The sequence below is a fragment of the Microbacterium sp. K35 genome (genome assembly GCF_004794375.1).
In the GTDB taxonomy this organism is placed as follows: Bacteria; Actinomycetota; Actinomycetes; order Actinomycetales; family Microbacteriaceae; genus Microbacterium; species Microbacterium sufflavum.
Genome location: NZ_SSDM01000112.1, coordinates 1 through 10,412, shown reverse-complemented (window position 1 = coordinate 10,412; position 10,412 = coordinate 1). Strand labels below are relative to the sequence as shown.

General features: G+C 72.1%; 11 protein-coding genes. 2 read left to right on the top strand and 9 right to left on the bottom strand.

Annotation, left to right across the window (positions count from 1 at the left end; genetic code table 11):
• The 6 genes from DW299_RS03360 to DW299_RS03335 all read right to left on the bottom strand — a co-directional run.
• The coding region (locus tag DW299_RS03360) for an aldehyde dehydrogenase family protein (RefSeq protein ID WP_136035658.1) at positions 1–693 on the bottom strand (693 nt) is incomplete at its 3' end.
• Position 694: 1 nt separating this feature from the next.
• Positions 695–2,080, bottom strand: a complete 1,386-nt coding sequence (locus DW299_RS03355) for a glutamine synthetase family protein (protein ID WP_168443068.1) — start codon at positions 2,078–2,080, stop codon at positions 695–697.
• Positions 2,065–2,829 (bottom strand): SDR family NAD(P)-dependent oxidoreductase, encoded by a 765-nt coding sequence (locus DW299_RS03350; protein ID WP_136035654.1) that lies wholly within the window; start codon positions 2,827–2,829, stop codon positions 2,065–2,067. The genes DW299_RS03355 and DW299_RS03350 overlap by 16 nt, the downstream gene beginning before the upstream one ends.
• Before the next feature lie 32 nt (positions 2,830–2,861).
• Positions 2,862–3,635, bottom strand: coding sequence for a gamma-glutamyl-gamma-aminobutyrate hydrolase family protein (locus tag DW299_RS03345; protein WP_136035653.1), 774 nt, complete (start codon positions 3,633–3,635; stop codon positions 2,862–2,864).
• Between the two features lie 14 nt (positions 3,636–3,649).
• Positions 3,650–5,134, bottom strand: coding sequence for an APC family permease (locus DW299_RS03340; protein ID WP_136035651.1), 1,485 nt, complete (start codon positions 5,132–5,134; stop codon positions 3,650–3,652).
• Between the two features lie 154 nt (positions 5,135–5,288).
• On the bottom strand, positions 5,289–5,894 hold the full coding sequence (locus DW299_RS03335; protein ID WP_136033130.1) for a DUF4916 domain-containing protein: 606 nt from the start codon (positions 5,892–5,894) through the stop codon (positions 5,289–5,291).
• 72 nt (positions 5,895–5,966) lie between these two features.
• Here DW299_RS03335 and DW299_RS03330 point away from each other — a divergent pair, with 72 nt between their 5' ends.
• Entirely contained in the window at positions 5,967–6,647 is a 681-nt protein-coding gene (locus DW299_RS03330) for an alpha/beta hydrolase (protein ID WP_136035649.1), read from the top strand.
• Here the strand turns inward: DW299_RS03330 and DW299_RS19600 are convergent.
• Positions 6,620–6,967, bottom strand: a complete 348-nt coding sequence (locus tag DW299_RS19600; protein ID WP_205814320.1) for a glycine zipper domain-containing protein — start codon at positions 6,965–6,967, stop codon at positions 6,620–6,622. The two genes, DW299_RS03330 and DW299_RS19600, sit on opposite strands and share 28 nt — an antisense overlap.
• 284 nt (positions 6,968–7,251) lie before the next feature.
• Here DW299_RS19600 and DW299_RS03320 point away from each other — a divergent pair, with 284 nt between their 5' ends.
• The gene (locus DW299_RS03320) at positions 7,252–8,946 is read left to right on the top strand and encodes an ABC-F family ATP-binding cassette domain-containing protein (RefSeq protein ID WP_136035647.1); all 1,695 of its coding nucleotides are present in this window, start codon (positions 7,252–7,254) and stop codon (positions 8,944–8,946) included.
• Positions 8,947–8,995: 49 nt separating this feature from the next.
• Here DW299_RS03320 and DW299_RS03315 read toward each other — a convergent pair whose 3' ends face one another.
• Together DW299_RS03315 and DW299_RS18865 are read right to left on the bottom strand one after the other, a co-directional pair.
• Positions 8,996–9,691 (bottom strand): DUF1361 domain-containing protein, encoded by a 696-nt coding sequence (locus DW299_RS03315; RefSeq protein WP_136035646.1) that lies wholly within the window; start codon positions 9,689–9,691, stop codon positions 8,996–8,998.
• Positions 9,688–10,412, bottom strand: a 725-nt coding sequence (locus DW299_RS18865; protein WP_446724783.1) for an SGNH/GDSL hydrolase family protein, incomplete at its 5' end; no start/stop codon positions are given. The genes DW299_RS03315 and DW299_RS18865, both read right to left, overlap by 4 nt.

Below are 10,412 nucleotides of genomic sequence, written 5' to 3'. Positions count from 1 at the left end.
CGGCGTGGAGCCGGTCATCGAGATCGCGGCGATGCGCTCGTCGGCGACCAGGGCACGGCCGATGCCGCCGCCGCCCTGCACGAGTCCGACGACACCGTCGGGAATGCCCGCCTCGTGCACGCCCTCCAGCAGCAGCTGCGCGCTCCACGGCGAGAACGACGAGGGCTTGAGCAGCACGGTCGCTCCGGCGGCGAGCGCGAACGCGGTCTTCTTCACGGCCATGGCGCTGGGCGCGTTCCACGGCAGGATGAGCGCGGTCGGTCCCCACGGCACACGGTGCAGTCGCACGCCGCCCTGCTCGGCGGGGAGCTCCGCGACGTCCCCGCGGACGACGGCTCGGCGGGCGGCGTCACGCAGGGTCGCGCCGTTGGCTCCGCCGAAGAGCCGTGTCACCGCGAGCGGCACCCCGCTGTTGAGCGCGTCGAGGCGGGCGATCTCCTCGGCACGGTCGTCCAGCCACGCGGCCAGCGCCCCCAGCCGGACCGCGCGCTCTTCGGGAGCGAGACCGCGCCAGCGGCCATCGTCGTGCGCCCGACGGGCGGCGGAGACGGCCCGGTCGACCTGCTCCAGGGAGCTGGAGGCGGTGGGCACGAGGGCCTCGCCGGTGTTCGGGTCGTGCAGCCAGGAGCCGTCGGCCTCCGGACTCTCCTCGGCGACGCCGCCGATCCAGGTGCGCAGGGCGGGGAAGGTCATCTCAGATCCGATCGAAGTAGCGGTGCAGGTCCCAGTCGGTGACGCGGGACATGAAGGTGGACCACTCGTGGTCGAGCAGGATGCGCTGATGCGAGATGAGCTCCGGCGTCAGCAGCTCCTGCACGAACGCGCTCTCGGCGAAGAGCGCTCCCGCCTGCCGCGGGTCAGCGGGCATGGCGCCGTCGCCGGGGAGGTCGTAGGCGCTGCCGCGCACCGGATCGCCGAGCTCGGCCCCCGTCCGCATCCCGTCGCGGGCCGACGCGAGGATGCCCGTGAGCGCGAAGTACGGGTTGGTGTCGGCGCCGGGCAGGCGGAACTCGAACCGGAGCGCCTGCGGCGAGTGGCCGACCACACGCACCGTGGTGGTGCGGTTGTCGAAGCCCCAGGTGCGCCCGCTGCCGGCGACGTCGGTGGAGTTGCTGCGGCGGTACGAGTTGACCGTCGGGGCGTACCACGCCATCAGCGCCGGCGCGTGCTCCAGCGCCCCGGCGATCGCCGAGCGCATGCGGGGGCTGAGGTGATCGGGGTCGGAGTCGTCCCAGAAGAGTGCCGTGCCCTCGTCGTCGACGAACGACACGTGCACGTGGCACGACGAGCCCGGCTGGTCGTTGAGCGGACGCGCCATGAAGGTCGCCGACATGCCCGCCCGGGCGGCGGTGTCACGCACCGCGAGCTTGTACAGCGCGTGCCGGTCGGCCATCTCCAGCGGATCGCCGTACTCGAACGTCATCTCCCACTGCCCGAGACCCCACTCGCTCTGCGCGGCCTCGACGAGGATGCCGCTCGCGCGCAGGTCGGACCGCAGCCTCTGGAAGAACGGCTCGTAGAGGTTGCCCTCGTGGATCATGAAGTCGGAGGGGGTGAGGGTCGTCGGATCGAGGTCGCGGAACCCCGAGCGGCGCAGCTCCCGCGGGTCGTTGCGGAACAGGTAGAACTCCAGCTCGGTGCCCGCGAGCGGCGTGAGACCGAGGTCGCGCAGGCGCGCCAGCTCCTGCTTCAGGATCACCCGCGGCGACAGCGGCATCGGCTCGTGCGTGTGCACGTCGACCGGGTCGGCGAGGCAGATCGCGACACCCTCCAGCCACGCCGCAGGGCGCAGGGTGTCGAGGTCGGGGAGCAGCGTGACGTCGGGCACGCCGTTGTGCATGCCGCACAGGGCGAAGCGGTTCTGGTCGATCAGCTCGAGCCCCTGATCGATGTCCCACGCCCACGCGCAGGTGCAGATGTCGACGCCGTTCGCCACGACCCGGCCGAAGCCCTCGACGGGGATGCGGCGACCGACGAGCCGACCTTGGAGGTCGGGCGTCGCGACGATCACGGTGCGGATCCCCGCGGCCTCCAGTTCGTCCGGCGCCAGGCGCACGTCGTCGATCATCGCGTCAGCCACCCTCCGTCGACGGGGAGCTGGATGCCGTCGATCCAGGACGCCTCGTCGCTGAGCAGCCAGGATACGGCCGCGGCGATGTCGCTCGGCAGGCCCACCCGCGGTACGAGCAGCCGCTGCTTCATGAACTCCAGCGCCTCGGGGCTGGTGACGCTCTCGTAGTCGAAGAAGTCGGTCGCGATGGGGCCGGGGGCGACGCAGTTGACGCGGATGTTCTTGGCCGCGAGCTCGACCGCGAGCGCCTTGGTGAGCATGGGCACGCCGCCCTTGCTGGCGTTGTAGTGCGGCTGCGCGGTGCCGGTGCTGGTCACCACGACCAGTGCCTCCACGGTGGAGAGGTTGACGATGGCGCCGCCGCCCGACTCGGCGATGAGCGGCGCCACCTCCTGCGCCACGAGGAACTGGCCCTTGAGGTTGATGTCGAAGACGAAGTCCCACGCCTCCTCGGTCAGCGTCTCGAACGAGTGCTCGGTGACAACGCCGGCGTTGTTGACGAGCAGGTGCAGGGCTCCCCACGCCTGGGCGGCCTGCGCGACCGCGGCGCGGATCTGCTCGCGCGAGCGCACGTCCACCACCGCCGCGAGCGCCGTGCCGCCGGTCGCCTCGATCAGGCGCACGGTCTCGGCGACGCCCTCGGCCGAGACGTCGGTGACGAGGATGCGTGCCCCCTCGCTCGCCAGGCGGAGGGCGGTCTCGCGGCCGATCCCGGATCCTGCGCCCGTGATGAAGGCGTTCCTGTCTGCGTGTCGCATGGTGTCTCTCCTTGTTCGTGCGTCTGCGGCGCCTAGGCGACGCTCTCGGTCGCGGGGGTGGGGGCGACCGCGGTGTGCGCGGACGCCTGATCGACGAGCCAGTCGAAGACCGGGTCACCGCCGAAGGTCTCGGGGTGCCACTGCACGCCCACCACCGGCAGCCCATCGAGCTCGATCGCCTCGACGACGCCGTCGGGCGCCCAGCCGGTCACGGTCACCCCGGCGCCGGGGGCGTCGACCGCCTGGTGGTGGAACGAGTTCACGCGGGTGCTCTCGCCGTAGAGGCCGTGCACGACGCTGCCCTCTGCCGTGCGCACCTCGTGCACCCGGTGGGCGCGGGGGTAGGCGTACGAGCCGTGCGACTCGCCCTCGCCCGCGGCGAGGTGCTGATGCAGGGTGCCGCCGCGGACCACGTTGAGCAGCTGCGCTCCCCGGCACACCCCCAGCAGCGGCAGCGCGCGCTCGATCGCGGCGAGGATCAGCCCCGACTCGAACTCGTCGCGTTGCGGGTCGACGAGGGGCGTGAACGGGCCGGGGGTCTGCCCGTACCGGCGCGGGTCCACGTCGTCGCCGCCGACGATGACGACGCCGTCGAGCCGCGCCACGAGTTCGGCCGGGTCGGCATCCATGGGCAGGTGCACGGGCAGGCCGCCGGCGCGGAGCACCGAGGTGGCGTACTCGCTGAGGTACGCCTCCAGCGGGGCGTCGGCGAAGCCGTACGGGGCGCCGATCGCCGCGCCGCTGGTGCGACGACCGGAGATGCCGATCAGGGGCCGGGGCAGGGCGGGGAGACTGATGATGTCCATCCTTCGGTTCGGGGTCAGGCGTTCTCGTCGAAGCGCCGCACGATCTGGGCGTAGGCCGCCGGTGCGCTCGCCCGCATGATCGCCGCCTGCACCAGGCCGATCACCGGGGCGATGATCACGACGGCGACGAGGGTGATGCTGATGACGCCCCACGCCGGGTTGCCGTCGGCGTCGACGTCGCTGACGAGCAGCGGGAAGTTCGCGGCGATGAGCACGGCGGACACCGCCAGCCCGAGCAGTCCGAGGCCGGGGGCGATCACGGTGTGCCAGGGGCTGCGCAGGGCGCGGGTGCGGGCGAAGTACACGATCACGGCGAGGCAGGTCACGGCCATGAGGATCACGATCGCGAGGGTGCCGATGCCGGCGAACCAGGAGAAGATGTTCTCCGGCGCGAAGCCGAGGATGGCGAGCAGGGCGATCGCGACGCCCGAGGTGGCGACCTGCACCAGCGAGGCGACGTGGGGCGATCCGTGTCGGGTGTGCACGCTGCCGACACGGTCGGGCAGCACGCGGGCGTTGGCCATGGCGTGGTGGTAGCGGGTGAGCACGTTGTGCAGCGAGAGCACCGCCGCGAACATGCTGCCCAGGAACAGCAGGGCCACGGCGACCGAGCCGACCGGGCCGAGGTACTGCTCGGTGACGCGGGTGATGAGGGTCGTGGGGTCGGCGGCGGCTTCGCCGATCACGTCTCCCTCCCCCACGCCGACCACCACGGTCCAGGCGGCGAACGCGTAGAAGACGCCGATCACGATCGCGGAGGCGTAGGTGGCGCGCGGGATGGTGCGCTCCGGCGTGCGCACCTCGTCGCGGTACACCACCGTGGACTCGAACCCGATGAAGCTGGCGATGGCGAACATCAGCCCGAGCGCGGGTGCCCCGGAGAGCACGTTCTGCAGGACGAACGAGCCGAAGGTCACGCCGTCGGCTCCGCCGGTGACGAGGATGACGAGCCCCAGCAGGACGACGATCCCGATCTCGGCGAGCAGCACCACGACGAGCACGCGCGAGCTGAGCTCGATCTGCCGGTACCCGAGCGCACCGACCAGCGCGACGGAGACCAGGGTGAGCAGCCACCAGGGGATCTCGGGCCCGCCGAGCAGCGCGATGCTCGATGAGATGGTGGCGCCGAGGTAGGAGAACACCGCGATCTGCACGGTGGTGTAGCAGACCAGGGCGAGGTAGGCGGCGGCGAGGCCGGGGGTGCGACCGAGTCCGTGCGTGATGAACACGAAGAAGGAGCCGGCGCGGGGCAGGTAGCGGCTCATCGCGGTGAGGCCGACGGAGAAGAGCAGCAGGATCACGGTGGCCACGAGGAACATGACCGGGAAGCCGATCCCGTTGCCGAGCAGGTAGCCGATCGGCACGATGCCGCCGACCACGGTGAGGGGCGCGGCGGCGGCGATCACCATGAAGGTGACGGCCACCGCCCCGAGGTTGCCGCGGAGGTTGCGCTCGCGGGGTTGTTCTGCGGAGGGCGACGTCGTTGTCGAAGCATCCATGTCGAAGCATCCTTTGCCGATTGGATCAATGGTCTAATCTTTAGCCCATTGATCGGCGACAGCGCAAGACTTTTCCACGGAACGGCGATCATCCCCGTCCGCCGAGGCACGACGAACAGCGCGACGCCCCGCTCCCGGGGCCGTCAGCGCGCGGTCAGCGCAGCAGGCCCAGGCTCGCCAGGGCGTGCCGGATGAGCGTGCCCCGGCCACCCTCCATCTCGGCGGCGACCGCGTCGGACGCGGCAGCCTCGGGAGAGAACCAGGTGACCTCCAGCGCGTCCTGCCGCGGCTCGCACGTCCCGGTCACCGGCACCACGAACGCCAGCGACACCGCGTGCTGGCGGTCGTCGTGATAGGCACTGACCCCGGGGATCGGGAAGTACTCCGCCACCGTGAACGGCAGCGGCTGCGGGGGAAGGAGCGGGAAGGCCATGGGCCCCAGGTCGTTCTCGACGTGACGGAACAGGGCGTCGCGGATCGTCTCCCCGAAGCGCACGCGACCCGACACGATGGTCCTGGTCATCTCCCCCATCGGCGTGGAGCGCAGGAGGATGCCGATCTCCGTGACCTGACCGGAGCCGTCGGTGCGGACCGGGATCGCCTCGACGTACAGCATGGGAAGGCGTCGACGCGCCTCCTCGAGTTCCACGTCGCTGAGCCAGCCGGGGTTCGCGTCCGGCGCCGGCGGAGTGACGTCGCGGAACGCGCCGAGGCCCTCGTCGTCGGGCTCCGGATCGGGATCGGGTGTGCGCACCGCCATGCGTCCTTTCTATCAGCACCCTCCGACGAGGGACACCGGCGGCGCGTCGGTGCCGCCTGGCAGGATGACGGGGTGAGTGAGATTCTGACGATCGACGACACCGCCACCCGCTGGTCGACGGCGGAGCGCGCCGGGCTCCCCCTCGTGGTCCTGCTGCACGGGTACGGCGCCGACGAGCACGACCTGTTCGGGCTCGTCCCCTACCTGCCCGGCGGACTCGCCGTCGCCTCTGTCGCCGCACCGCTCGCGCCGCCGTGGCCCCAGCCCGGACGCTCCTGGTACCCGATCGAGGGCCTGGACGGGCGCAGCTCGACCGCCGTGACGCTCGCGGCGGAGGCGTTCCTCCGCTGGCTCGGCGCCGCGGCGGGCGACGCCCCGTCGGTCGCGCTGCTCGGGTTCTCGCAGGGCGCGGCCGTGTCACTGCAGGCACTGCGGCTCGCGCCGGAGCGCTTCGACGCCGTGGTCGCACTGAGCGGCTATGTCGCACCGGAGCCGCTGCCGGGCGACGACGCGCTGACGGAGCTCCGGCCCCGCGTGTTCTGGGGTCGCGGCACGCACGACGACGTGATCCCTCCGGCGCTCATCGACCACACGGCCCAGTGGCTGCCGTCGCACGCCGACCTGTCCGGCCGCGTCTACAGCGGCCTCACGCACAGCATCTCCGAGGACGAGCTCGGCGACGTGCACCGCTTCCTCACGACCTGGGTCGACGGGATCGACGCGGATCAGGCGGAGGGGTCCCGCCCGTCCTGACCGCGCTCCCCCGGATGCCCCGGGTCGACCGGAGTTCCCGGGTCCGCCGCAGCTTCCGGGCGCTCCCGCTCACCCCCGTCCACCCCGTCCTCCGGATGCCCCGGGTCTCGCTCGCCGTCCGGCCCGCTCGGGTCCGCCCGCCCGGAGCCGCGGAAAGCGACCGAGAGAGCCACGCCGATCGCCAGACCGATGCCGATGCCGAGGGCCCAGTTCTTCATCGCCATGCCGAGGGACACGCCGATCGCCACGCCGAGCGCGAGGCCGACGCCGAGGCCGGTGCGTGCCCGGAGTTCCTCCGGGCTGGGGTTCCGATCCGCCATGCCTCCCACGCTACGCATCCGTCGCGGTGCCGGCATCCCCCGTGCGACGGAGGCGCGACACGCCCGGGAGTTGCGAACGCCGACACGCCCGGGTATCGTCGTGGCGTCCTGTCCGCCGTGTCTGGAAGTCCTTTGATCTGAATCGTCGCCTCCGCGCTCCTCTTTCCGCGCGCTGACCCGACGATCGCCGACTCCCCGGCAGACCCCGCCCTCCGGGTGCGACCCGTTCGCGCCACCCCGGGCCCCGGTGTCAGTGCACCCCCGCACTCGACAGGAGACACCCCGTGTCATACCCCACCACCGTTCATCCCTCGGTCGTGCTCGACCGCCTCACCTACACGTGGCCCGACGGCTCGGTCGCACTCGACGGCGTCTCCGGAGCCTTCGGGTCCGGGCGCACCGGCCTGGTCGGACGCAACGGCGCCGGCAAGTCCACCCTGCTGCGCCTGATCGCCGGCGAGCTCACCCCCACGTCCGGATCCGTCTCCACCTCCGGCGAGGTGGCGTACCTGCCGCAGCAGTTGACGCTCGACGTCGACCGCCGCGTGGCGGAGCTGCTCGGCGTCTCCACCGCGCTCGACGCGGTGCGCGCCATCACTGCGGGCGACGTCGATCCCGCGCACTTCGACGCGGTCGGCGACGACTGGGACATCGAGGCGCGCGCGGAGGCCTCCCTTGCGGAGGCCGGACTCGCCCCCGCGTTCCTCGATCGCACCGTGGGTGAGCTGTCGGGCGGCGAAGCCGTCCTCGTCGCGATCGCCGGGATCCGCCTGCGGCGCGCGCCGATCACGCTCCTGGACGAGCCGACCAACAACCTCGACCGCGACGCCAGGGCGACGCTCGGCGCGATGGTGCAGGCGTGGAAGGGCACGCTCATCGTGGTCAGCCACGACCTGTCGTTGCTCGAGCTGATGGACGACACCGCCGAGCTCTACGGGCAGACGTTGAGCGTGTTCGGCGGGCCGTACTCCGAGTGGCGCGCGTGGCTGGACGCCGAGCAGGACGCGGCGCGGCAGGCCGAGGTCGCCGCGGCGCAGGCGCTGCGCAAGGAGAAGCGGCAGCGCATCGAGGCGGAGGTCAAGCTCGCCCACCGCGCCCGCACCGCCAAGAAGGCCGAGGTCGAGAAGCGCGTGCCGAAGATCATCGCACACGGCAGGAAGATGGCCGCCGAGGTCTCGGCGGGCAAGCTGCGCACCGAGGTCGGGGCGAAGGAGGAGGCGGCCCGCACCGCGCACGACGAGGCCGGGCGCCGGATCCGCTCGGACGACACCATGAAGATCGAGCTCCCCGACCCGCAGGTCTCCCGCGCGCGCCGCATCGCCGAGCTCGGAGACGGCGAGCGCTCCTGGATCGTGCAGGGCCCCGAGCGCGTGGCACTGATCGGTCGCAACGGCGCCGGCAAGACCACCCTGCTCGAACGGCTCGTCGCCAGCGGTGTTCGCGACACAGGAGATCGCGACCCCATCGCGGCGGCTACACCCGGTGCGGCCGATTCCGGGCCTGACCTCCCGAGGGACGACCGGCCGGAGTTGCGGGCGGAGGCGTTCACCGACCGGATCGGCTACCTTCCGCAGCGCGTGGACGGCCTCGACGAGGGCGCGTCGGTGTTCGACAACATCGCCCGCCGGGCCCCGCACGTGCCGGAGAAGGAGCTGCGCAACCGCCTGGCCCGGTTCCTCCTCCGTGGAGCGACCGTCGAGCGCCCTGTCGCGGCGCTGTCCGGGGGCGAGCGGTTCCGCGTGGCCCTGGCGGGACTCCTCCTGGCGGACCCGGCGCCCCACCTGGTGGTGCTGGACGAGCCGACCAACAACCTCGACCTGGACACGGTCGATCAGCTGGTCGAGGCGCTGCGCACCTATCGCGGCGCCGTGCTCATCGTCAGCCACGATGATGCGTTCCTGCGGCGACTCGACGTCGACCTCACCCTCGAGATCAACGCGGAGGGTGCGCTGCAGGAGACGGCGCTCCCCCCGTCGTGAACGCCCGGGTCCCGCGGCGTCGTCCGGCGGCGCGGGACCCGCACGCGACTCAGACCGACACCGCCAGAGGCAGGGCGACCACGGCGTAGAGGATGCCGAGCAGAAGGGTGTGCACGACGCAGAAGCCCACGGCCTCGGTCACTCGTCCCGGCGCCGCGAAGTGCGCGACGAGCAGCCGCGCGAACCTCATCGGGCGCGCGAGGTCCCACGAGTTGAAGCGGATGTGACGGCCGAGATAGATGCCGAACGACACGAGCACGAGAACGGCGGCGACCACCAGCCAAGAGTCCGCACGGGTGAAGGGGGCGGCGTCGTCCTCGTACCAGATCGCCACCACGAGCATCTGGACCACGAAAACGTTGACGAGCGCGTTCAACACCCCGGACATCGCCAGTGCCAGGGTCGCGACGATGTCGAACCACAGCGGCACCACCTCGCCCTCGCGGCGGTGCGTGAAGTTGAGCTCCGTGATCAGGTAGGCCGAGTTCGGCAGGAGCAGTAGCCACACCACGGCCCCGATCACCAGGATGATCCAGGGGACGGGCGACGAGGCGCGGGCATCGACGGCGACCTCGATGGCGAGGGTGGCCGCCAGAACCAGGGCCGGCGCGGCAGACAGCGCCAGGTTCAGCACCATAGGCCGATACAGCGGAACGCGATACACCGGCGCGCGCAGCAGGACCAGGGCGAGCGCATACAGGTTCAGGGTGACCACCCCCGCCCCCATCAGCAGGACCGCCGTCACGGCGTCGGCGTGGGGGTCGGGACGGAGTGCGAATCGTCGTGCTGCGTGTCATCGGGACGAGCGGTCGCCGCCGCGGGCTTCTTCGCCGCCTTCGCCGCCTCCCGGGCGGCATCGGCCGCGGCCTTCGCGGCTGCGTCGGCGGCCTGTGCCTCGTCGAGGTGCGCCTGGGCGATCGCCCCCGTGACGACCGCCGCATAGATGTCGCCGCCCGCGGGTTGCGGATGGATGCCGTCGCCGGCGAGGTCGTCAGGGTAGGGCGTGATGGCACCGTCCCAGTCGGCGACCGTGACGTTCGGATACGCGGCGGCGAAGTCGGCGAGCGTCGCGTTGCCGCCCGGGATCCAGCTGCGCTGCGCGTGCGCGTTCACGAACACCAGGGTGCGGTCCGGGCCGACGATCCCGAGGATGTCGGCGAGCAGGTCGGGATCGACGCCGCCGTTGGTCGCCAGGCCCACGACGACCGTCGGACGCAGGGCACCGTCGTTCGCGAGCGACGACAGGATGCCCGTGGCCGGCCACATGCTGCGCGAGACCTGGGCGTCGATGGCGATGCCGGGCAGCGCGTTCTGCAATTCGGGCGCGGCGGCGAGCATGACCGAGTCGCCGACCGCCGTGATGTCGGTGCCGAGGATGGGCGGCGGCGTCGCCGCGGTGCTGGTCGGCGAGGGCGAGGGCGAGGGCGAGGGACCGGAGTCGGCGCCGGAACCCGTCTGCGGCGACT